Source organism: Pseudomonas sp. G5001, assembly GCF_013385475.1.
Lineage (GTDB): Bacteria > Pseudomonadota > Gammaproteobacteria > Pseudomonadales > Pseudomonadaceae > Aquipseudomonas.
The window spans coordinates 36101-58656 of record NZ_JACAPZ010000017.1 but is presented as its reverse complement, the minus strand read 5'-3'; the positions used below and the strand labels follow the sequence as shown (position 1 = coordinate 58656).

General features: G+C 63.0%; 21 protein-coding genes. 9 read left to right on the top strand and 12 right to left on the bottom strand.

Going from position 1 to position 22556, the window contains the following annotated elements; all coding sequences use genetic code 11:
• The first annotated feature begins 148 nt into the window (after positions 1-148).
• Both HX805_RS15155 and HX805_RS15150 read left to right on the top strand, forming a co-directional pair.
• Positions 149-1255: a sugar diacid recognition domain-containing protein gene (locus HX805_RS15155; RefSeq protein WP_003212558.1), complete on the top strand. Its 1107-nt coding sequence runs from the start codon at positions 149-151 to the stop codon at positions 1253-1255.
• A 91-nt stretch (positions 1256-1346) separates the two neighbouring features.
• Positions 1347-2489, top strand: a complete 1143-nt coding sequence (locus HX805_RS15150) for a glycerate kinase (protein ID WP_134326579.1) — start codon at positions 1347-1349, stop codon at positions 2487-2489.
• On the opposite strand, the gene HX805_RS15145 is transcribed toward HX805_RS15150, so the two are convergent.
• From HX805_RS15145 to HX805_RS15130, 4 genes are all read right to left on the bottom strand, one after another.
• Complete coding sequence (locus tag HX805_RS15145; RefSeq protein WP_087693886.1) at positions 2486-3598, bottom strand: class II histone deacetylase; 1113 nt, start codon at positions 3596-3598, stop codon at positions 2486-2488. The genes HX805_RS15150 and HX805_RS15145 overlap by 4 nt on opposite strands.
• Positions 3599-3611: 13 nt before the next feature.
• A complete protein-coding gene (locus tag HX805_RS15140) occupies positions 3612-4787 on the bottom strand; it encodes an MFS transporter (RefSeq protein WP_177117006.1) in 1176 nt (391 codons plus the stop codon).
• Between the two features lie 22 nt (positions 4788-4809).
• Positions 4810-5655, bottom strand: a complete 846-nt coding sequence (locus HX805_RS15135) for a transporter (protein WP_371317077.1) — start codon at positions 5653-5655, stop codon at positions 4810-4812.
• 138 nt (positions 5656-5793) lie between these two features.
• Positions 5794-6765 (bottom strand): helix-turn-helix transcriptional regulator, encoded by a 972-nt coding sequence (locus HX805_RS15130; RefSeq protein WP_087693883.1) that lies wholly within the window; start codon positions 6763-6765, stop codon positions 5794-5796.
• A gap of 204 nt (positions 6766-6969) precedes the next feature.
• Here HX805_RS15130 and HX805_RS15125 point away from each other — a divergent pair, with 204 nt between their 5' ends.
• Positions 6970-7482, top strand: coding sequence for a GNAT family N-acetyltransferase (locus tag HX805_RS15125; RefSeq protein WP_177117005.1), 513 nt, complete (start codon positions 6970-6972; stop codon positions 7480-7482).
• Here HX805_RS15125 and HX805_RS15120 read toward each other — a convergent pair.
• Entirely contained in the window at positions 7479-8174 is a 696-nt protein-coding gene (locus tag HX805_RS15120; protein ID WP_177117004.1) for an aspartate/glutamate racemase family protein, read from the bottom strand. The two genes, HX805_RS15125 and HX805_RS15120, sit on opposite strands and share 4 nt — an antisense overlap.
• Positions 8175-8300: 126 nt before the next feature.
• On the opposite strand from HX805_RS15120, the gene HX805_RS15115 reads away from it, so the two are divergent.
• Positions 8301-8795 (top strand): hypothetical protein, encoded by a 495-nt coding sequence (locus HX805_RS15115; RefSeq protein ID WP_003212554.1) that lies wholly within the window; start codon positions 8301-8303, stop codon positions 8793-8795.
• Between the two features lie 110 nt (positions 8796-8905).
• On the opposite strand, the gene HX805_RS15110 is transcribed toward HX805_RS15115, so the two are convergent.
• Complete coding sequence (locus tag HX805_RS15110) at positions 8906-9127, bottom strand: CcoQ/FixQ family Cbb3-type cytochrome c oxidase assembly chaperone (RefSeq protein WP_102369024.1); 222 nt, start codon at positions 9125-9127, stop codon at positions 8906-8908.
• A complete protein-coding gene (ccoN, locus tag HX805_RS15105; RefSeq protein WP_008432550.1) occupies positions 9127-10554 on the bottom strand; it encodes a cytochrome-c oxidase, cbb3-type subunit I in 1428 nt (475 codons plus the stop codon). Before ccoN ends, HX805_RS15110 begins: the two co-directional genes overlap by 1 nt.
• A gap of 208 nt (positions 10555-10762) precedes the next feature.
• Between ccoN and aldA the strand changes: the two genes are divergently transcribed.
• The 4 genes from aldA to HX805_RS15085 all read left to right on the top strand — a co-directional run bounded on the left by aldA (position 10763) and on the right by HX805_RS15085 (position 16431).
• Entirely contained in the window at positions 10763-12187 is a 1425-nt protein-coding gene (aldA, locus tag HX805_RS15100) for an aldehyde dehydrogenase (protein ID WP_003212551.1), read from the top strand.
• Positions 12188-12263: 76 nt separating this feature from the next.
• Entirely contained in the window at positions 12264-13574 is a 1311-nt protein-coding gene (locus HX805_RS15095) for a nitrate/nitrite transporter (protein ID WP_177117003.1), read from the top strand.
• Between the two features lies 1 nt (position 13575).
• Positions 13576-14793, top strand: a complete 1218-nt coding sequence (locus HX805_RS15090) for a mandelate racemase/muconate lactonizing enzyme family protein (RefSeq protein WP_008432553.1) — start codon at positions 13576-13578, stop codon at positions 14791-14793.
• 27 nt (positions 14794-14820) lie between these two features.
• The gene (locus tag HX805_RS15085) at positions 14821-16431 is read left to right on the top strand and encodes a GMC family oxidoreductase (RefSeq protein WP_003212548.1); all 1611 of its coding nucleotides are present in this window, start codon (positions 14821-14823) and stop codon (positions 16429-16431) included.
• 114 nt (positions 16432-16545) lie between these two features.
• Here HX805_RS15085 and HX805_RS15080 read toward each other — a convergent pair whose 3' ends face one another.
• The 3 genes from HX805_RS15080 to HX805_RS15070 all read right to left on the bottom strand — a co-directional run bounded on the left by HX805_RS15080 (position 16546) and on the right by HX805_RS15070 (position 20506).
• On the bottom strand, positions 16546-17472 hold the full coding sequence (locus tag HX805_RS15080) for a pyridoxal-phosphate dependent enzyme (RefSeq protein ID WP_177117002.1): 927 nt from the start codon (positions 17470-17472) through the stop codon (positions 16546-16548).
• Positions 17473-17509: 37 nt separating this feature from the next.
• Entirely contained in the window at positions 17510-18913 is a 1404-nt protein-coding gene (locus HX805_RS15075) for a sodium:solute symporter family protein (protein WP_008432557.1), read from the bottom strand.
• Positions 18914-19396: 483 nt separating this feature from the next.
• Positions 19397-20506: a DSD1 family PLP-dependent enzyme gene (locus tag HX805_RS15070; RefSeq protein ID WP_177008511.1), complete on the bottom strand. Its 1110-nt coding sequence runs from the start codon at positions 20504-20506 to the stop codon at positions 19397-19399.
• A gap of 57 nt (positions 20507-20563) precedes the next feature.
• Here HX805_RS15070 and HX805_RS15065 point away from each other — a divergent pair, with 57 nt between their 5' ends.
• Positions 20564-21190 carry a transcriptional regulator gene (locus tag HX805_RS15065; protein WP_003212543.1) on the top strand — a complete coding sequence of 209 codons (627 nt, stop codon included), beginning with the start codon at positions 20564-20566 and terminating at the stop codon, positions 21188-21190.
• A 1-nt stretch (position 21191) separates the two neighbouring features.
• Here HX805_RS15065 and HX805_RS15060 read toward each other — a convergent pair whose 3' ends face one another.
• Positions 21192-21569, bottom strand: a complete 378-nt coding sequence (locus HX805_RS15060; protein ID WP_177117001.1) for a RidA family protein — start codon at positions 21567-21569, stop codon at positions 21192-21194.
• Positions 21566-22531 carry a threo-3-hydroxy-L-aspartate ammonia-lyase gene (locus HX805_RS15055; RefSeq protein ID WP_177117000.1) on the bottom strand — a complete coding sequence of 322 codons (966 nt, stop codon included), beginning with the start codon at positions 22529-22531 and terminating at the stop codon, positions 21566-21568. The genes HX805_RS15060 and HX805_RS15055 overlap by 4 nt, the downstream gene beginning before the upstream one ends.
• Positions 22532-22556 lie beyond the last annotated feature (25 nt).

The following is a 22556-nucleotide window of genomic DNA, read 5'->3' as shown; positions in this document are numbered from 1 at the left end:
TATTATGATTTTTCGCGATGCGAGGGTAACGTTGATCGCCCAACGAGTCTCGGCCACCTCAAGGGGTGCTGTCTTTGTGCTCGCGCACAGTGAAGCATGGTTTGCGCTGTGCCTATGAACAACCGGTTTTTTTCAGGAATTTAGCCCCATGTTCGAGCTGGATCATGACCTGGCGCAGGATATCGTCAATCGCACCATGGCGATCCTGCCCTATAACGTCAACGTCATGGACAGCCAGGGCCTGATCCTGGGCAGCGGCGAACCCGAGCGGATCAACACCCGCCACGAAGGCGCGCAGTTGGTGCTGGCCAACGGGCGGGTGGTGGAAATCGACGGCCAGACCGCCAAGCACCTCAAGGGCGTGCAACCCGGGATCAACCTGCCGCTGCTGCACGACCAGCGCCTGATCGGCGTGCTGGGCATTACCGGTGAGCCGGAATTGCTGCGCACCTATGCCGAACTGGTGCGCATGACCGCCGAAATGCTGGTCAGCCAGCGTCACCAGCAAGCCGAGCAACAATGGCGGCGCCAGCGCTGCGATGATCTGCTGGCACTGCTGCTGGCCGAGACCGGCGATTCGCCGCGCCTGGTGGATGAAGCCCAGCAACTGGGCCTCAAGCCGCAGCTGGCGCGCACGCCGTACCTGTTCGAGCTGGGCAGCGGCCAGTCGGCCGAGGCCTTGAGCGCCTGGCTGACCTCGCGCTACCCCGACAGCTGGTGCGTCAGCTCCGCGCAGTTTTCCCTGCTGTGGTGCCGGCCGGCGTCGGTGCAAGTCGATAACCCGCGCCTGCTGGAAAAGCTCGACGGCCTGGGCTGGAACATCCTGCGGGTCGCCGTCGGCGGGCAAGCGGACGGGCTGGCCGGCCTGCGCCGTTGTTACCGGCGAGTCGGCGACCTGCTCGCCTATGGCCGTGATGTGCTGCCCGAATCGCGGTTGCTGACCCTCAATCGCTACCGCCTGCCGGTCATGCTCTGGCGCCACCGCAACGACGACGCCCTCGATGAATTGCTCAACCCGCTGCGCAAGGTACTGGCCAAGGACAGCAACGGCCAGTTGCTGGCGACCCTGCGCAGCTGGTGCGACCACGACGGCCAAAGCCAAGCCTGCGCCGATGCCCTGGGGATCCACCGCAACAGCCTGCGCTACCGCATGGAACGCATCGCCGAGCTGAGCGGCGTCGACCCGCTGACCCTCGACGGCATGCTCGCGTTGTATCTCGGCGTGCAGCTATTGCCGCAAGCTTTGTCCAAATGAACAACAAACCCCAGCCACTCTTGTGCAATGGACCGGCGTTATTGCCGGTGCCAACTGGCAGCATGGGCGTTATAAAAACCGGAGAAAGCCCATGAAAATCATCATCGCCCCTGACTCGTTCAAGGACAGCCTGAGTGCCGAGGGCGTGGCGAATGCCATTGCCGAGGGGTTGGCCAGCGTGTGGCCCGACGCCGAGCTGATCAAGTGCCCGATGGCGGACGGTGGTGAGGGCACGGTGGAATCGGTACTCGCCGCCTGCCAGGGCGAGCTGCGCACCAGCCGTGTGCAAGGGCCATTGGGCGGCAGTGTCGACGCGCATTGGGGCTGGTTGGCCGAGAGCCACACCGCAATCATCGAAATGGCCGAAGCCAGCGGCCTGCAACTCGTGCCACCGGGTCAGCGAAATGCGTGTTCCAGCAGCACCTTCGGCACTGGCGAACTGATCCGCGCCGCCCTGGATGCCGGCGCCCAGCGCATCATCCTGGCCATTGGCGGCAGCGCCACCAACGACGGCGGCGCCGGGGCGATGCTAGCCCTGGGTGTGCAGTTGTTTGATGCCGAGGGAGCAGCGCTGCCCCTTGGCGGCCTGGCGCTGGGCAAACTGTCGCGCATCAGCCTTGAACAACTGGACCCCCGCCTGAACGAAGTGCGCTTCGAAATCGCCGCCGACGTGAACAACCCTTTATGCGGTCCTCACGGGGCCTCGGCGATTTTCGGCCCGCAAAAGGGCGCCACTCCCCAGCAAGTCGAGCAACTGGATGCGGCCCTCGGCCATTTCGCCGATCACTGCGCCAGGGTATTGCCCAAAGACGTACGCGACGAACCCGGCAGCGGTGCCGCCGGTGGCTTGGGTTTCGCCGCCAAGGCGTTCCTTGGCGCGCAGTTTCGCGCGGGTGTTGAAGTGGTCGCAGAGCTTGTTGGGCTTGAGCAAGCCGTGCGTGGCGCCGACTTGGTGATCACCGGCGAAGGCAGGTTCGATGCCCAGACCCTGCGCGGCAAGACCCCGTTTGGCGTGGCGCGGATCGCCAGGCAGCACAACGTGCCGGTGATCGTGATCGCCGGCACCCTGGGGGATGGCTACGAGCAAATGTACGCCCACGGCGTGGATGCCGCGTTCGCCTTGCCGTCCGGCCCGACTACCCTGGAACAGGCCTGCAGCGAGGCACCGCGCCTGTTGCGCGAGCGCGCCTCGGACATTGCCCGGGTTTGGCGTGTGGCCGCCCTGGCGGTCTAAGCCTCAAAGCCCTGCGCCAGTCGGTCGATCCACTGGCGCTGAAATCCCAGCAGTACGTCCTTGGGCTGCTGCAACTGGACAAACTCCAGCATCGGGTCTTCCACCGCCGTGCGCACGCCGGCCAACTCCTCCAGCGCCGCCAGCCCGCAAAACGGCACATAGGCTTCGCTGTAACCACCTTCATGCACCAGCACCAGGCGCCCTTGGCACAGGCGCTCGGCGGCTTGGCGTACTGTGCGGGTCATCAGGCGGAACGACTCGCTGTGCAGCAGCATGCGCGCCAGCGGGTCCACGGCGTTGGCGTCATAGCCGCAGGCGACGATGATCAGTTCCGGCTCGAAGCGCTCCAGGGCCGGTACCACGATGCGCTCCATCGCGTGCAGATAGGCTTCGTGGCCGCTGCCTGGCGGCAACGGGATATTGATATTGGCGCCCAGGCCGGCGCCACGGCCACGGTCCTGTTCACCGCTGTAGCCCGGCGGATAGCAACCGTCCTGGTGCAGGGAGATCGTCAATACATCGCCACGTGTTTCGAAGATGGACTGGGTGCCGTTGCCATGGTGCACGTCCCAGTCGATCACGGCGACCTTGCCCAGCCCGCGGCGCGCCTTGGCGGCCTCGATGGCGATGGCGATATTAGCCAGGAAGCAAAAGCCCATGGCGCCGTCCGCCAGGCAGTGATGCCCCGGGGGCCGCGACAGTGAGTAGGCATTCTCGACCTGCCCGCTCAGCACTGCGTCCACTGCAGCGATGGCCAGCCCGGCGGAGAGTCGGGCGATCTCGTAACTGCCCGGACCGATCGGTGCCTGTGGGCCCAGTTCGCCACCGCCAGCATCGCTCAGGGCCTTGAAGCGTTGCAGGTAGTCGGCACCGTGTACCCGTCGCAAGTCCTCGTCAGTGGCCGGAACTGCGCTGTGCTGTTGCAGGTGACGGCTCAGCCCGGATACGTCCAGCAGGCTTTTCAAGCGCCGCTTGGTCTCCGGCGACTCGGCATGCCCGCTGCTGGCAGGCGGCTGCACCCAACCGCCCACCGGCAAGGTCAGTGCGTGGGCGCCGGCGCTGTGCCAGAGGCTTAGTTCATCAAAGAAAAACGCGGTGGTTCGGTTCATCAGAGTCTCCAGTTCAGCGGGTTAAAACAGCGTCAGGCGTGGCGCGGCTGCCGAGCATCAGCGCCAGGGACAACAGGGTGACGGCGGCGCCGCCCACCAGCAGCGAGGCAAACCCGCCGCTGGCTTCGATGAGCTGCCCGGCAATGGCCGGCCCGATGGCCAGGCCCGCACCGATCACCAGGTTGGAGGTGTTCATCAGCTTGCCGCTGCGGTCGAGGTCGGCGAGGCAGGCGAGAATCAGCGGCAGGATGAAGGTCCAGGTGAATTTGAACAGCAGCGCTGCCAGGGCAAAGCGCAGCAGTGTTGGCGTACCGCTCAGCAACAGCACCGCACCGGCCATCAGGGCGTAGCCCACCAGCAACAGCAGCAGGCGTGGCAGGCGCGTACCGATCAGCGAGGCACAGCCGGCGCCGACGATGCCCATCACGGTGGCCAGGGCCAGCACTTCACCGCTGTGTTGCGCGGAGATTGCGGCGCCACTGCTGATGGCGCCGATAAAGGTCCAGACACCGCCGAGGCTGACGTAGAAGGCCAGGATCCCGGCGATGCCTAGCGCAGCCTTCACCCGGGAGACAGGTATCGGCGCTGCATCGGTTTGCTCGCGCGGCGGGCTGCCGGACGGGAAACACCGGGCGAGTGGCAACAGCAGCGTCATCAGTCCCGCAAGAATCAGGTAGCAGGCGCCGAGGCCATAGCGCGCAAACAGTCCGGGCAGCACGCCAAGGCCGACCGCTCCGACCACCAGTTGCCCCATCACCCACAAGCCGTAGACCCGGCTTGGATTGGCAGTGGCAGCCGCGCTGGCCAGGCAGATGATCATCAACGAACCGCCCGCCAAGGCACTCATAAAACGCAAGGCAAGCAAGGTGGCGTAGGTGTCGGCGAGCATCGACAACAGGTTGGCGGCAATGAATGCCACGGCGGCGACCAGGGCTGCCAGGCGCCAGTCCACCCGTTTCAGCCACCAGAAGGCGGGCAGGGTGGCCAGGCTCATCGCCCCCAGCTCGGTGGAGAACAGGTCGCCGATGTGGGACGGGCTCAACTGCCATTGGCTGGCCAGTTGCGCGGCCACCGCCGGTGCGGTCATCAGGATGGTCGGGGTGATGGCGGCGAACAGAATGATCGCCGCCAGCAACGGCCATGACCGTGCTGAAAGGCCGGCGGTTGCAGCGTGGGTCTGAGTGTTCATGGGCAAGCTCCGGGAAAGTGATTCAGAACACATGGACCAGCCGCAACAGGGCGTCGGTGCCTGCGTAGCCGTTGGATGCCGCGACGTTTTGCGAAAGGCTGAACATCACTTGGTTCTGCCGGTCGAGCCAATGCCCTACCTCGAAACCCACCTGGGTGTAGCGCTTGTGGGTGTCGTCGATGCGCTGGTCGTTGATGCGCAGCTCGCCGCCATCGGCGTGGATCAAACGCAGGGCGCCGTAGGTGGCCGGGCTGAAGTCGTAGGAGGCGAAGGCTTGCAGGCGGTACAGCGGGTCTTGCTTGAGGTCGCTGCCGAAATAGTCGTCATTGGTGCCGTACAACTGGGCTTCGAGGTTGGCTTCCAGCACCCATTTCTCGCCAATGCCCTGGGTGTAGTTGTAAACGAAGGTCGCGCCCCAGCGATTGGCCCCGGGGGACACGTCGGGGTTTTTACTGTGGTACTCGCCCACCGGCACGGTGATCAGGCTCAACAGCCCGCTGTAGGTGCGTGAGGCCGGGTCGTTGATGAAAAACAGCGTGCCGCCCACCTGCGGGTCACCAAAGCCGCTCTCGCCGGTGTGCTGGCTGGCGCCGGGCAAGCGCGCATTGATGTCGGCGAAGGGCAGGATAAATTGCGGGGTGCACAGCGTGCCGCAGACGTCAGTGAAAAACACCTGGCGGTACGCCACGGCGTTGACCTTCAAGTCGGCCTTGCCGGTGGTGTCGGCCGGGCCGTGGAAATCATCGTAGCGCGTCGCCGGCAAGTACAGCACGCCGAGGCTGGTACCGGACGGCGCGCCGAAAAAGTCCCGGGCGTTGAGGTCGGCGGCCTGGCTGTCGAGGCTCAGTAGGGTGCCGCCCAGCAGCATGGCCAGGTGACGCAAGGTGGAGTGATTCATCGCAAGGCATCTCTTATGGAATGTGATGGATGGCAGCGGAAAATGGGCAAAGGGCGCCCGAGGCCGTCAAAACGACAGCGCAAAAAAGCAACGAATTAAGGGGTGAGGTCAGTCGGGCGGGGCGTGCAGCAAGTGCGCGATGCGCGCCTTGTCCTTGACCCCGAGCTTGCTGTAGATGGCGCGGATGTGATGGCGCACGGTGTTCGGCGACAAGCCCAGGTCGCGGGCGACTTCCTTGTAGGTCTTGCCTTCGCCAAAGCCCTGGGCCACGTCGTTCTCTCTGGGACTGAGCTGGGGCAGGGCGCGGTTGAGGCGCGCGGCCAACAGAAACTGATCGCCCACGGCCGAGGCTTCGATATGGATGTGCTTGCCCTCATGCCCGCGCTGATTCAACGGCACCGGCAGGGCGGGGCCGCTCCATTGCGGCCACTCACTGAGCAGCAGGTCGACAAACCCGCGTTCGGCACACTGCAACACCCCGCGCTGGTCGCAGACCGCCAGGGCCAGGTTGCGCGGGCTGGTAAGGGTTTCGCGCATGGCCACCAGGGTGCGGATCTGGTTCGCCGAGACGGCCGCCACCAGGTGCAGCATCAGGTTGTTCAGCAGTTGGCAGTCGTCCTGGTTGAACCGTGGCGCTCCCGGTTTGCGGTACAGGCTCAAGTGGTCACTGAGGCGGGTTTGCGGGTCGACGTGGATCACACACAACAACTCGCCAATGTCATGGCGCTGACCCAACCAATTCTGGCCCGGGCCGTTGGCGGGGTCGAGCATGTCGACAATCACTGCCTGGCCGGGTGCTTCGTGCACCAGCCCGACCGTCACGTCCACATGGCGGATCGACTGCCAGTCGGCCAAGTACGTGTCTGGCAGGTGATGCAGGTAGCTGCTGTGTTCTTCCGGCAGGCCATCGATGATCGCGGCACGCCCCCACCATGCGCTGTCGAAGGGCAGCAGTTGACTGATGCGCGACAGGGCATGGCCATGAAACTGTTCGATGTCCTGATGCTGGGCCAGGCGTTGCAGATCAAGCGTCAGGGTGCTGAAAGCCTGTAACAGGCCGGGGGGATCAAGACGGCTCATGGGCGTTCCTCTGTGGGACTTTTTTATTGTTCTAGTCACAGGGTTTAAAGGCCGAAACGGGGCAGGGCCTGGGTGAAGTATCGGCGCTGCAGGGGCTGATCGCTATCCTACAGATGCATGATGTGCGGCAGGATTTGTACTCGCCAAAAAACCGCCTTGCCGCCTACACTGGTCGGCCACGTGTTTTTCAAAGGACGAAACACCATGCACACACCTGAACCCAAGATCGTTATCACGCGCTTCACCGAGGCCCATCTTGAAGGCGTCACTGCGCTCTACAACGACCCGGCTGTCTGCCGTCAGGTGCTGCAAATGCCTTTCCAGTCAGTCGAGGCCTGGCGCAAACGCCTGGTGCAGGACAACGAGCGGCGGCTACAGCTGGTGGCGCTGCATGCCGGTGAAGTGATCGGCCAGCTGGGTTTGGAACAGTATTTGCGCGTGCGCCAAAGCCACGTCGGCTCATTCGGCATGGGCGTCGCCACCGCCTGGCAGGGCAAGGGCGTGGGCTCCCGGCTGCTGGGCGCGGCGCTGGAGGTGGCGGATAACTGGATGAACCTGCACCGGGTGGAACTCACGGTGTACGCCGACAACGAAGCCGCCCACCGCCTGTACCACAAGTTCGGCTTCGAGACCGAAGGCCGGCTGCGCGACTACGCCGTGCGTGACGGCGCATTCGTCGACACGCTGACCATGGCGCGCATCCGCAAGCCGGCCTAGTCGTCCTGCAACGCAAACGCCACCGCAGCCTGCGCATGCAGCTCGGTGGTGTCCAGCAAGGGCAGGTCGCTGTGCTGCGGCTTGATCAACAGGCTGATTTCCGTACAGCCGAGGATGATGGCCTGGGCGCCACGGGCGGCCAAAGACTCGATCACCCGCTGGTACACCTCGCGCGATGCGTCGCTGATCACCCCGACGCACAACTCTTCGTAAATGATCCGGTGCACGGCCTGGCGCTCTTCAGCGTCCGGCACCAGCACGGCCAGCCCCTGCGCCGCCAGGCGTGACTTGAGAAACTCCTGCTCCATGGTAAATGCGGTACCCAGCAGGCCAACGCTCAGGGTGCCAGCTTCCACGGCCGCCGCGCCGGCAGCGTCTGCAATATGCAGAAACGGTATCGACACCGCCGCTTCAATCTGCGGCGCTACCAAGTGCATGGTGTTGGTACACAGCACGATGCATTCGGCGCCACCGGCTTGCAGGCGGCGGGCGGCGTCTTCGAGGATCAGCGCCGCATCGTCCCAGCGCCCGGCGTGCTGGGCCTGCTCCACCGGGCCGAAGTCGACGCTGTACATCAACAGTTGTGCCGAGCGCAGCGGCCCGAGCTGGTCGCGCACGTTCTGGTTGATGATGCGGTAATACTCGGCGCTGGACTCCCAGCTCATGCCGCCGATAAGGCCGATGGTGCGCATGCGATGCTCCTGAATTGGACGGGCGAGGGCACCACATTACCCGCGCGCTGCGCTTTAGTCATACGCCGGTGTGCGGCATCTGCCATGATCAAGGCTCGCAACATGGGTCACCCAAGGAACACGGCAATGGACGATGTACAACAACTGGGCGAGATGCTGCGTCATTACGCCGACAGCGAAGCCCACAAGAAACAGCAGTTCGAAGTGCAGTCGGCCCATTGGGCGCAGAAGATCGGCGAGTTGTTCGGCCAGATCGAGCAGTGGCTTGCGCCTGTGAAGACGGTCGGTTTGCTGGAAGTGCAGCGCGAGGCGTACGTGGCTTCCGGCCCCAGCGTGCCGGTGGAGACCTCCACCTTCAAGACCGAGAAACTGACCATCCATATCGCCGGCAAACCGGTGGAGTTCGTGCCGGATGTGATGGGCGCCGGCGGTTTGATTTCGCTGTCGGTGATGGGCTTGACCGCCGCCCGCTACGGCAGCATTTCCCTGGTATTGCTGCCGGGGAAAAACGACTGGCTGTGGAAGAAAACCAACGGTTTGAAAGACCCGGATACGTTCGGCTTCGATGCCAACTTCCTGGCGTTGCAGTTGCAGAGCCTGATTCCCCGCGAACGCGGCTAGTCGCTCAATGTGGTGCTTGTGTGGGAGCGGGCTTGCTCGCGAAAGCGGTGTGTCAGTCGCTGTATATGTTGACTGAACCACCGCATTCGCGAGCAAGCCCGCTCCCACAATTAGATCTCTATATTGCCCCAGTCCTGCTTTGTTTCCTCAGGCGCCACCGCGTTGACCCGCTTGCCCGTGGCCAGCTCCACCCGCCGTGCCACTTCCGGGTCATCGGCGAACGGCGTCAGGCTGGCCTCATCCAGGCTCTCCTTCGACTGGCCCCGCAGGCAATACTCCACCGCGCCATACAGGCCGATCACCGCCGCCAGGTTCAGCGCTATCTCCCACATCAGGCGATCTGCGCGTCAAGCTGCGCTACCTTCAAATCCGCCACACGCACGGTGCGCCAGGTGTTGTACGCCATCAGCAACATGCCGCTGAGGAAGAACACCCCGCCGACGAATCGCACCACAAATCCCGGATGGCTGGCCTGTAACGCTTCCACAAACGAGTAGGTGAGGGTGCCGTCATCGTTCACCGCCCGCCACATCAGGCCCTGGGTGATGCCGTTGACCCACATCGACGCGATGTACAGCACCGTGCCGATGGTCGCCAGCCAGAAGTGCATATTGATCAGCCCCACACTGTGCATCTGCGCGCGCCCGAAGATTTTCGGGATCATGTGGTACAGCGAGCCAAACGTGATCATCGCCACCCAGCCCAGGGCGCCGGCGTGGACGTGGCCGATGGTCCAGTCGGTGTAATGGGAGAGGGCGTTGACGGTCTTGATCGCCATCATCGGCCCTTCAAAGGTCGACATCCCGTAGAACGCCAGCGACAGCACCAGGAAGCGCAGGATCGGGTCGGTGCGCAATTTATGCCAGGCCCCGGAAAGCGTCATCATGCCGTTGATCATCCCGCCCCAGCTCGGCGCCAGCAGGATCAGCGACATCGCCATCCCCAGCGACTGCGCCCAGTCCGGCAGCGCGGTGTAGTGCAGGTGGTGCGGACCGGCCCAGATGTACAGGGTGATCAGCGCCCAGAAGTGCACGATGGACAGGCGATAGGAATACACCGGCCGCCCGACCTGCTTCGGCACGAAGTAGTACATCATCCCCAGGAAACCGGTGGTCAGGAAGAACCCCACGGCGTTGTGCCCGTACCACCACTGCACCATCGCGTCGGTGGCCCCGGAATACACCGGGTAGGACTTGAACCAGTCCACCGGGATCGACAGGTGATTGACCACGTGCAGCATCGCGATCACCACGATAAATGCACCGAAGAACCAGTTGCCGACGTAGATGTGCTGGGTCTTGCGCTGCACCACAGTGGTGAAAAACACGATCGCATAGGCCACCCACACCACGGTCATCCACACCGCGCCGCTGAACTCGATCTCGGCGTATTCCTTGGTGGTGGTGTAACCCAGTGGCAGGCTGACCAGCATGATCACGATCACCGACTGCCAGCCCCAAAAGGTAAAGGCAGCGAGCTTGTCCGAGTACAGCCGTACCTGGCAGGTGCGCTGTACTGCGTAGTAGCTGGCGGCGAATTGCGCGCTGCCGGCAAAGCCGAAAATCACCAGGCTGGTGTGCAGCGGGCGCAGGCGCCCGAAGGTGGTCCACGGCAGGTCGAGGTTCATCTCGGGCCACACCAGTTGCGAGGCGATCCACACGCCCATGGCCATGCCGACCACGCCCCAGACGATGGTTGCAATGACGAATTGACGCACGACCTTGTAGTTGTAGGCCTGTGCGGTTGATGGTGGTTGCATGCTTAGTCCTCCCACGGTTCCAAGTGGGCGGCACTGTAGGAAGTATGGGTAGAACAATACAGACTCAGACCCGGGTCATTAATACGGATCAGCCACTAACCTGCATTTTTCGCACGTTACCCCCGTCAATAAATCGTTTGTCCAACCCCCGCCCAATGACAAAACTGCAAGTCACTCGCAAAACAACAACGATTGGGCAAAAAACCATATGCAAATCGAGCGCAACTTTTACAACGGCCACTTCGCCGAACCTGCCAGCACCGCCCAAATCGCGGTCTACAACCCCGCGACCGAGGCCCAGGTAGGCCGGGTGTCCGCCGCCACCCCTGATGAAGCCATTGCGGCCGTCGATGCCGCCGCCAGCGCACAGAAAACCTGGGGCAAGCTCACCAGCATCCAGCGCGCCGAACACCTGCGGGCTTTCGCCGCCGCCCTCGAAACCTGCGCTGAAAGCATAGGCCGGGCGCTGGCCAGCGAATCCGGCAAAAGCCTCGACGACGCCAGCAACGAAGCGCGCTACGCCGCCCAGATCACCCGCTACCACGCCGAATGGGCACGCCGCATCGAAGGCGAAATCATCCCCAGCGACACCCCGGACGAAAACCTGTTCCTGCAACGCGAGCCCATTGGCGTCGTGGCTTGCCTGATTCCGTTCAACTACCCGGTCTATACCCTGCTGCGCAAAATCGCCCCGGCGCTGATTGCCGGCAACACCGTGGTGGTGCGCCCAAGCAACAACACGCCGTTGTCCGCCTTTGAAATCGCCCGTGCCGTCGAGCAGTCGGGCATGCCGGCCGGCGTGATCAACATCCTGACCATGGACCACGCCACCGCCGCCGCCCTGTGCACCCACAAGGCCGTGGGCCTGATCACCCTGACCGGCAGCGTCAACGCCGGGCGCATCGTGCTCGACTACTGCAAGGCCAACATCGCCAAGCCGTCCCTGGAGCTGGGCGGCAAGACCCCGGCGATCATCGAGGCCGACGCCGACCTGGAAAAAGCCGCCAGCGACATCATCGCTTCCAAGACCACCCACTGCGGCCAACTGTGCACGGCCGTCGAGCGGGTGTATGTGCAGGAAAGCGTCTATGACCGATTCCTGGCCCTGCTCAAGGCCAAGATCGGCGCCGTCAAATTCGGTGACCGTGCCACGGATGCGGGCCTGATGGGCCCACTGGTCAACGCCAGCTCCCGGCAGAATATTCACGCCATGGTCGAGCGCGCCATCGCCGACGGTGCTGTACTGGAAACAGGCGGCGTACTCCCCGAAGGTCCGGGCCATTTCTACCCGCCGACGCTGCTCAGCGCCTGCCGCCAGGACATGGAAATCATCCAGGAAGAAATCTTCGGCCCGGTGCTGCCGGTGCTCAAGTACCGCGATATCGACGAAGCGCTGGCCATGGCCAACGATCACCAGTTCGGCCTGTCGTCGGTGCTCTATACCGAGAACTACCGCACGGCCATGAAAGTCGCCAACGCCATCGAGGCCGGCGAGTTGTACGTCAATCGCACCCCGGCCGACCCTTACCAGGGTTTCCACGCCGGCTGGAAACGCTCAGGGCTGGGCGGCGATGACGGCAAGCACGGGATGCTTGAATTCACCCAGACCCGTTTGGTGGTCATGAAGTACTGATTCACCGACCACCGGCTTCACCTCAATAAAAACAATTATCGGGGCACCTGCACAGTGGGTGCCCGAGGTCTACAAGATGTCCAAGCCTGCACCCGTTGCCCAGGGTTTCGATGCCGTGTCCGCGGCTAAAAGCGACAAAGCCAGTCGCTACTTCCAATTGATGTTGCTGGTATTGGCTGCCGGGGCGATCTACCCGATCCTCTACCTGCGCCAGGTCTACCAGACCACCATGCTCGAGGTGTTCCAGATCAACCACAGCCAGCTGGGTTATCTGTACTCGATGCTCGGTACGATCTTCCTGCTCAGCTACCTGCCGAGCGGCTGGTTGGCCGATCGCCTGCCGCCACGCTTCCTGATCTTCTTTTCGTTGGTGGCCACCGGGGCCCTGGGTATCTGGTACTCCACTGTGCCGTCGATGACCGGCCTGATGATCATCTTCGGCTGCTGGGGCCTGACCACCGGCCTGACCTTCTGGGCTTCGGTGCTCAAGCGGGTGAAGATGATCGCCCATCACAGTGAGCAGGGCCGTTTCTTCGGCATCCTCGACGGCGGCCGTGGCCTGGTGGAAGCCTTGCTGGCGACCGTGGCCCTGGGGCTGTTCGCCTACGCCACCGAGACCCGCAGCCAAACTGCGGCCGAAGGCTTCAAGCACGTGGTCTACCTGTATTCGTTCGTGTGTATCGCCATTGGTTGTGTGCTGGTTCTGCTCAAGGACCCCAAGTCCATGGCCGAAACTGCGGCGGTCGAGAAGGGCAAGTTCAACCTGATCGCCGACCTCACCACCCTGGTGAAAATCCCCGAGCTGTGGCTGGTGACCGCCATCGTATTCTGCGGTTACCACATGTTCTGGGCCACCTACAGCTTCTCCGATTACCTGCAAGGCAGCGGCATGACCGCCGTGATGGCCGGCACCATCACCACCATCAAGCTGTGGATGCGGCCCATCGGCGGGATCGGCGGCGGCTGGCTGGGGGACAAGTTTTCGAACATCTCGGTGCTGATCGTCGCGCTGCTGCTGGTGACCCTGGCGATGGTCGGCCTGATCGTGTTCCCGGCCATTGGCAGCCTCGGCTTGCTGATCGGCACGGTGATCTTTATCGGCCTGATGACCTACGCGATTCGCGGCCTGTATTGGGCGATCCTCGACAGCTGCGACATCCCGCTGCGCATCACCGGCCTGGCCATCGGCATCGTCTCGGTGGTGGGTTACCTGCCGGACACCTTTATCCCGCTGATCAATGGCTACCTCACCGACACATACCCGGGGCAGGTCGGCTACAACCTGTACTTCGGCTACATCGCCTTCATCGGCGGGCTCGGGACCCTCGCGGCCCTGACCTTGCGCGCCCGGATCAATCGTAAAAAATTCAACCAGACAGGTGCCTGAGATGAAAATCGTCGCCCTTGAAACCCATATTGTCGCCGTACCACCACCGCACATCGGCGGCATGTACTGGCTGTTCGTCAAACTGAAAACCGACTGCGGCATCGAAGGCGTGGGCGAGATCTACGCCGCCACCTTCGGCCCCAAGGCCATGCTGCCGATCATCGAGGACGTGTTCGAGCGCTACCTGCTCAACCACGACCCGCACCATATCGAGCGCTTCTTCCGCCAGGCGTACTCCAGCGGCTTCACCCAGCGTCCCGACCTGACCATGATGGGCGTGGTCAGCGGCCTGGAAATGGCCTGCTGGGACATCATCGGCAAGGCCGCCAACAAACCGGTCTATGAGTTGCTGGGGGGCAAGGTCAACGAACGCCTGCGTTCCTACACCTACCTGTACCCGGTCAACAGCAAGGGCGAGTACGACTACGACGACCCGGACCTGGCCGCCGAATGCGCGATCGAGAACATGAACAAGGGCTTCACCGCCGTGAAGTTCGACCCGGCAGGCCCGTACACCGCGTACTCCGGCCACCAGATCTCCCTGGAAGTGCTGGAACGCTGCGAAACCTTCTGCCGCAAGATTCGCGAGGCGGTGGGCGACAAGTGCGACCTGCTGTTCGGCACCCACGGGCAGATGGTGCCGTCGTCGGCGATTCGCCTGGCCAAGCGCCTGGAGAAATACGACCCGCTGTGGTTCGAAGAACCGGTGCCACCAGGCCAGGAAGAGGCCATGGCCCAGGTCGCGGCGAAGACCAGCATTCCCATCGCCACCGGCGAGCGCCTGACCACCAAGTACGAGTTCTTCAAGCTCTTGCAGGCCGGTGGTGCATCGATCCTGCAAATGAACGTGGCCCGCTGCGGCGGCCTGCTGGAAGCCAAGAAAATCGCGAGCATGGCCGAGGCCTACTACGCGCAGATCGCCCCGCACCTGTACAACGGACCGATCGGCGCAGCGGCGAGTTTCCAGTTGGCCACGTGCACGCCGAACTTCCTGATCCAGGAAAGCATCATGACCTGGGGCGGCTTCCATGCCGAAGTGCTGACCAAGCCGCTGCAATGGGAGGACGGCTACATCATCCCGTCCACCGAGCCGGGCCTTGGGGTGGAGCTGAACATGGACGTGGTGCGCAAGCACACGCCGTACACCGGCGAGCGGCTGCACCTGCAAATGGCGCCCACGCCTGCTGACGTGAAAGACACTTCGCCCGCCAAGGGCTAAAAAAAACGACTTATGCGGTAACCGTGAATGACATACGACTACATCATCGCCGGCGCCGGCGCCGCAGGTTGCGTCCTGGCCAACCGACTCTCCGCCTCGGGCGAGCATTCGGTATTGCTGCTGGAAGCCGGCGGCAAGGACAGCTCCTGGTGGTTCAAGATCCCGGTCGGTTTCGCCAAGATGTACTACAACCCGACCTTCAACTGGATGTACTACAGCCAGCCGCAAAAACAGCTGGCCGACCGTGCCATCTATGCCCCGCGGGGGAAGGTGCAGGGCGGTTCCGGCTCGATCAACGCCATGATCTACGTGCGCGGCCAGGCCCATGATTTCGATGACTGGGCGGCTAATGGCAACGACGGCTGGGGCTTCAAGGACGTGCTGCCGTACTTCCGCAAGCTGGAAAATCACCCCCTGGGCGACACCGAATACCACGGCAGCAGCGGCCCCATCAGCATCACCCCGATGAAGGGCCAGACTCACGCCATCTGCGATGTATTTCTCAAGGGCTGCGAGCAATTGGGCTATGGCCTGAGCGATGACTTCAACGGGCCGAACTTCGAAGGTGCGGGCCTCTACGACGTCAACACCCGCAACGGTGAGCGCTGCTCCAGCAGCTTTGCGCACCTGCACCCGGCGTTGGGTAGGCCGAACCTGACCGTGGAGTTGCATGCGCTGGTAGACCGCGTGCTGTTCGACGATCAGCAGCGCGCCACCGGCATCAGCGTGACCCAGCACGGCGTGGTTCGCACCTTTACCGCGCGCAAGGAGGTGATCCTGTGCGCCGGGGCGGTGGATACGCCGAAGATCCTGCAACTGTCGGGTGTGGCGGACAAGCAATTGCTCGCCGAACACAACATCCCGCTGGTCAAGGACCTGCCTGCAGTGGGGCAGAACCTGCAGGACCACCTCTGCGCCAGTTATTACTACAAGGCCAATATCCCGACCCTGAACGACCAGCTCAGTTCGCTGTTTGGCCAGTTCAAACTCGGCCTCAAATACCTGCTGACCCGCAAGGGCGCGCTGGCCATGAGCGTCAACCAGGCCGGCGGGTTCTTTCGCGGCAACGAAGGGCAGGCGCACCCCAATCTGCAGCTGTACTTCAACCCGCTGTCGTACCAGATCCCGAAAAACAACAAGGCCAGCCTCAAGCCCGAGCCGTATTCAGGCTTCCTGCTGTGCTTCAACCCGTGCCGGCCTACCAGCCGCGGGACGATCCGCATCGCCTCGAAAAACCCACGGGACGCGGCCTTGATCGACCCCAACTACCTGAGCACCCAAAAGGACATCGACGAGGTGATCCAGGGCAGCCGGCTGATGCGCAAGATCATGCAGGCGCCGGCGCTCAAGGGCGTTACTGTGGCCGAGGTATTGCCGGGGCCGGCGGTGCAAACCGATGAGCAGATGCTGCAGTACTTCCGCGAGAACAGCGGCTCGATCTATCACCTGTGTGGCTCATGCGCCATGGGCTCGGACCCGCTGGTGTCGGTGGTGGACAAGCGCCTGAAGGTGCACGGGATGCAAGGACTGCGGATTGTCGATGCGTCGATTTTCCCCAACGTGACCTCGGGCAATACCCATGCGGCGGTGTTGATGGTGGCGGAGAAGGGCGCGGATCTGATCCTGCAGGATGCCTGAGGCCACCACCGATAAAATGTGGGAGCGGGCTTGCTCGCGAAGGCGGTGTGTCAGGCGCTGGATATGTCGACTGAACCACCGCCTTCGCGAGCAAGCCCGCTCCCACAGGGGGATTTAATTCGGTAGAGAGACCGTGTTCTGCCACTGAGCAACCGTTTCCGCACTGATGCTCACCCCACCACACACAATCACCACCACATCCTCAATCCCGGCAATCGCCCCATGCTCCAGATACGCCACGGCCAACGAAACCCCACATGCCGGTTCCACCAACTGGCGTAAATCATCGGCGTACCGCGCCACGCCCATCATCGCGTCGGCATCACTCAACACCACGCATTGATGGGCAAACCTGCCGATATGCTGCACCGGCCACGCCGCCACCTGGGTCGCGGCCAACGACTTGGCCACGGTATCGATCTTCGCCAGCCGCACGGGCTTTTCAGCCTCTACGGCAGCAGCAAACGAAGCCGCGCCCGCCGTTTCACACGCAATCACCTTGCAGCCGAACCGCCCATGACGCTCCAGGCCCGTCAGAACGCCCGCGAGCAGTCCACCGCCGCCCACCGAGGTCACGATGGCGCCCACCTGAGGGCAGTCCTCAAGAATCTCGTCGATCATGCTGCTGTGGCCTTCCCACAACAGCGGGTGATCAAAGGCCGGCACATACAGTGCCTCAGGTGATTCGGAGAGTTGCAGCGCCAGCTCATTGGATTGATCCCACAGATCACCGTGCACCACCACCTCGGCCCCGGCCTGGCGGATGCGTGCGCGGGTGGCTTCGGGGGTGGTGGTCGGCACCACGATCCGCGCCTGTAACCCCAGGCCGCGCGCCGCGAAGGCCGTGGCCAGCCCGGCATTGCCGCCGGAGGGGCATACCACCGTGGTCTTGCCCTGGCTCGCCGCGTAGGCGCACAGCGTGGTCATGCCGCGCAACTTGAACGAGCCACAGGGTTGCAGGTTCTCGAGCTTCAGCCAGACCCGCCGGGTAGCGGTGGACAAGCCGGGGTGCAGGATCAACGGGGTGCGAATCGGCAGCATTTCACAAGTTCCTTTTGGCTGAGGCTGCCATCCTACCTCAGCTCGTGGCTGCCACCAGGGGTTCGGCCGGTGTCCTGCGGCGCGTCACATGGCTGATGCCCATGATGATCAAAGGCGTGAACAGGGCGATGTAGGCGTTGTCGATGCCCCACGGATTACCGGCGAGGAACCAGCCCACGGTCGCGAGCAACGAGGCAATGATGCTCAGGAATGCCCCGGCCGCCGTGCCGAATTTCGGCGCGTAGAACACCATCAACACCAGCACGGCCAGGGAGGCGCGCAACGCCTTGCCGAGGAAGGCGATCATCAGCACCTTGTCCGAGGTCAGTGCCAGGGCAATCGGCAACAGGCCGACAGCGATGGTCGCCAGGCGCACGAAGCGCAGGGACTTGGCGTCGCTTTTTTCCGGGTTGAACCATGGCTCGTAGAAGTCCCGCAGCAACAACGTCGCCGAGCCCATGCTCACCGCCGAAATGGTGCCGAACAGCGAGCCGGCAAGGCCTGCCACCACCAGCCCGGCCGTCAGTTGGTCCATGCTGGCGATCAGGGTGGGGAAGGCTTGCAGGGAGTCGACATGGGGGAACAGCACCGCGCTGCACATACCGATCAGTGCTGCGCCGATGCCGAACGGCACCATCAGCACCGCCACGTAGAAACAGGCGCGCTGGGCCTTGCCTGCATGGCTGACGGTGTTCACCGCCTGGATTACGTATTGGGTGGAGAAGATCGAACCGATCCCGGCGATCATCCAGGCGATGATCTGGCCCCAACCCACGGCGGTCCAGTCAAACATGCTGGCGGGCAATTGCGCTTGCAGCTGGCCGATGCCGCCCACCTGCTTCAAGCCGAACCACAAGGCCAGGCCGACGCCCAGGTATTTCAGGGCGGCGTGGACGAAGTTGGTGTAGATCACTGAGCGCATGCCGCCGATGCTGACGTATGCCACCGAGACTACGCCGACGATCACGATCGCCAGGGTTCGGTCTACTTGCATCACGCTGGCCAATACGGCGCCGCCGCTGGCGTAGATCGAGACGGCGACGATCTCCAGGGCAAAGATGGTGATGATCGACGTGGCGAAGCGGGTGCGTTGGCCGTAGTTGCGCGCGAGTACGCCGGAGATGGTGTTGTCGCCCAGGTCCTTGTATTTGCGCGCCAGTAGCCAGGCGAAGAGTACGAAGCCCAGGGCCAGGGCGAACAGGTTCCAAGCGGCGGAGATGCCGACCTTGAAGCCGGTTTGGGCGGTGCCGATGCTGACTGCGGTGCCGATAAATTCCGAGAGCATCAGGAAGCCGATCAGGAACGCCGGGAAGTGGCCGCCGCCGGTGGTGTAGTTGTTGGCGCTGCGGGAGTGGCGGCGCACGCCGTAGCTGATCAGTGCCAGGCTGAGCATGTACAGGCCGGTGATGGACAGTACGATCCATGAGGAGTGGGTCGGCATTTTTTATACTCTTTAGGTATTTTTGTAATTGTGGGTAGTTTCCTCTGCTGGTTTTGCTTTCGTCTAATATCGGGTTGGTATGGTTTGATACTCTTTTGGTATGGGTGTATATCCGTTATCTGGGTAACGGCTACCTATGGTTTCGCTCTTACAGCGAGGGCCGCCGCCGCGCAATACCTGCGTTCGGCCTCGAGCTTATTGGGGCAGTCAGATCAAGATCAAAAGCAAGAACACGGCGGCCCGAAAGCCGACCTGAGTGTTAAAAGCCAAGCGCTTTTCTGTAGGAGCTGGCTTGCCGGCGATGCAGACACCTCGGTGCATCAGGCACACCCAGTTGATGCCATCGCCGGCAAGCCAGCTCCTACAGTGGACCGTGCCCGCTTTAGCTTTTGATTTGGCTTTTAACACTCAAGCCGGCTTTCAGGCCGCTGTAAGAGCGGAACCAATATCGGCCATCACCCAAATAACGGATATGCCCCCGATCTACCACCCCCGCAACCGCTCCCAAACCTGCACCTCACCATTCTCCAGCAGCGCGCCATAGCTGCCGAACTGCGTCCCCGTAGCACACGCATGGTTAGGCAAAACCCTCAGCCGCGTCCCCAGCGGAAACCGCTCAACCACATCCACCGCCACCCCGTCGAACCAAGCCACCCCATGCTCCTGATTCGCGCTGCCCACCAGCAACCCCTCAATCACCTCACCACCCTCGGTACACACCTGCCCATAACCAAAATCCCGCTTCTGCGACTGCGTCCCACGATCCCGACTCATCGCCATCCACCCCGCGTCGGTAATGATCCAGCCCTTTTCCACCTGATGCCCGATCACCGTAGTCAGCACACTCAACGCCAGCTCATCAATGCGGCACACCCCAACGTTATGCATCACCAAATCAAAAAACGCATAAACCCCAGCCCGCAGCTCAGTCACACCCTCCAGGCTCACCGCCGACAGCGCCGTGGGCGTCGAACCCACACTCACCTGCAAGCAAGGCAACCCCGCCCCCCGAATCACCTCGGCCGCTGCAACACAGCGCGCCCGTTCCTGCTCGGCAATCGCCCGCAACGCCTCAGGCGTATCCAGCCCGTAACTTTCCCCGGCATGAGTCAACACCCCGGCAAGCATCCCGCCGCCATACAGCAGCCTGGCGATCTCCAGCAACAGCGGATCCTGAGGCTTCACCCCGGACCGGTGCCCATCACAGTCAATCTCAATCAGCACCGCAAAAACCTCACCCTGCAGCGCACCAAACTCGACAATCGCCCGGGCCCCGGCAAGGCTGTCGGTGATCAGCGTCAGCGCACACCCCTGACGACGCAACGCCAACGCCTGAGGCAATTTATGCGGCGCCATCGCCACCGCATACAGAACGTCCCGAATGCCGAGGTCGAAAAAATACTCGGCCTCCTTCAACGTCGAAACCGTAATCCCCGTGGCCCCGGCGGCGATTTGTGCCGCCACCACCTCGGCACATTTATGGGTCTTCACATGGGGCCGCAAGCTCACACCCAAGTCATCGGCACGCTGCTGCATACGCAGGATATTGCGCTGCATCCGGGTCACATCCAGCAAAGCTGTCGGGGTTTCCATCGTGCACACTCCAAAAGGTAAATTGACGGTCTATCCAGTACTGGATATGTTGTCTGAATGAAAAAACACACTCCCGAACAAGCGGCCTTGATCAGCCAACTCGAACAGATTGCCGAAGGCCTGAGCAAGACCTTCAGCCCGTTTTGCGAGGTCGTGCTGCACGACCTGCGCGACCCGCAGCACGCAATCATGGCCATCCACAACAACCTCTCCGGGCGCCAGCCGGGTGACCCGGCCACCGAGCTGGGCCTGGCGCGGATTGCCGATCCCGAGTACCCGCAGGTGATCGCCAACTACCAGAACCAGTTCGCCGACGGGCGTCAGGTCAAGAGCACTTCCATCGGCATCAAGGATTCCACCGGCAAGTACGTGGCGGCCTTGTGCATGAACGTCGACCTCTCGTTGTTCCGTGGCTTGCAGGGCATGCTGGAACAGTTCGGCTCGGTCAGCGGCGACCGGCCCGCCGAGTCTCTCGACCCGTCCGGTGCCGACGCCATTCGTGCACGCATCGACCAGTTCGCCGCACGCCTGGCGACCACCCCACGTGCCCTCAAGGCCGCCGACCGGCGCCTGCTGATGCAAGAGCTGAAAGAAGCCGGCGTGATGGACATCCGGCGTGCCATGGAAACGGTTGCCTCACACCTTGGGGTCTCGCGGGCGGCGGTCTACACCTACGCCAAATGACCTATGCCGAGCGCGCCACGGCTTCGATTTCAATCAGATAGCCGTGGTGCAGTTCCGGCACCGGCACCACCGCGCGGGCGGGGCGGTGATCTCCCAGCGCAGCGGCGTACAAGCCATCAAATTCAGGCCAGTGTTTTACCCCCACCACGTACACCGTGACTTTCACCAGGTCTGCGGGTGAGCCGCCTGCGGCCTTCAAAATCGCCATCAGATTGTCCAGGGCCACTTGAGCCTGTTCGGCAAACGAAGCCTCGAGGTTATGACGCCCGTCAGGGCTCACCGGCAATTGACCGGAGATGTACAGCGTGCCCTGGTGGCTTACGGCCTGGGAGTAGTGACCGGCAGGCGCCGAGGCCGCGGGGGTGTGGATGAAGTTCATTGTGGAGCGCTCAGCAATTGCGCATACGTTTGGAGGTCGACGTTGCCGCCGGTCACGATGACGCCCACGCGCTGGCCCCGGAACTGATGCTTGAGGTTTCGCAGGGCCGCGAGGCCAAGGCCGCCGGTGGGCTCCACGACCATCTTCATGCGCTGCATGAAGAACTTCATCGAGGCCACCAATTCGGCGTCCGAGACAGTGAAAATGTCAGTGACCTGCTCGCGAATGATCGGGAAGGTGTGCTGACCCAAATGCTGGGTCTGGGCGCCGTCGGCGATGGTGACGGGCGTGTCGATGTGCACGATGCTGCCGCTCTGGAAGGAGCGCTGGCCGTCGTTCCCGGCTTCGGGCTCGACCCCGTACACGAGGCAATCGGGCGCCAGCGCACGGGTGGCCAGCGCGGTGCCGGAGAGCATGCCGCCACCACCCAGGCCGACAAACAGCGCGTCCAGCGGGCCGGTGAACTCCAGCAGCTCCTTCGCGGCAGTGCCCTGGCCGGCCAGCACGTCCGGGTGGTCGAAGGAGGGGATCAGGGTCATGCCGTGTTGCTCGGCGAGTGTGCGACCAATCTGCTCGCGGTCTTCGGTGATGCGGTCATAGAACACCACCCTTGCACCGTATTCCCGGGTAGCGGCGACCTTCGCGGCGGGGGCGTCGGTGGGCATCACGATGGTTGCCGGCATCTGCAACAACCGCGCGGCCAGCGCGATGCCTTGCGCATGATTACCCGAGGAAAACGCCACGACGCCAGCCTTGCGCTGCTGCTCATCAAAACGCGACAGCGCATTGAAGGCGCCGCGAAACTTGAACGAGCCGGTGCGTTGCAGGTTTTCGCACTTGATAAACACCTGGGCGCCGGTCTCGGCATCGAGGGTACGCGAGGTGAACACCGGCGTGCGGTGGGCGAAGCCTTCCAGGCGCTCGGCGGCTTTGATTACGTCATGGTAGGAAGACGGTGGCATGGGAGGGACCTCTCGAATGTCGTTA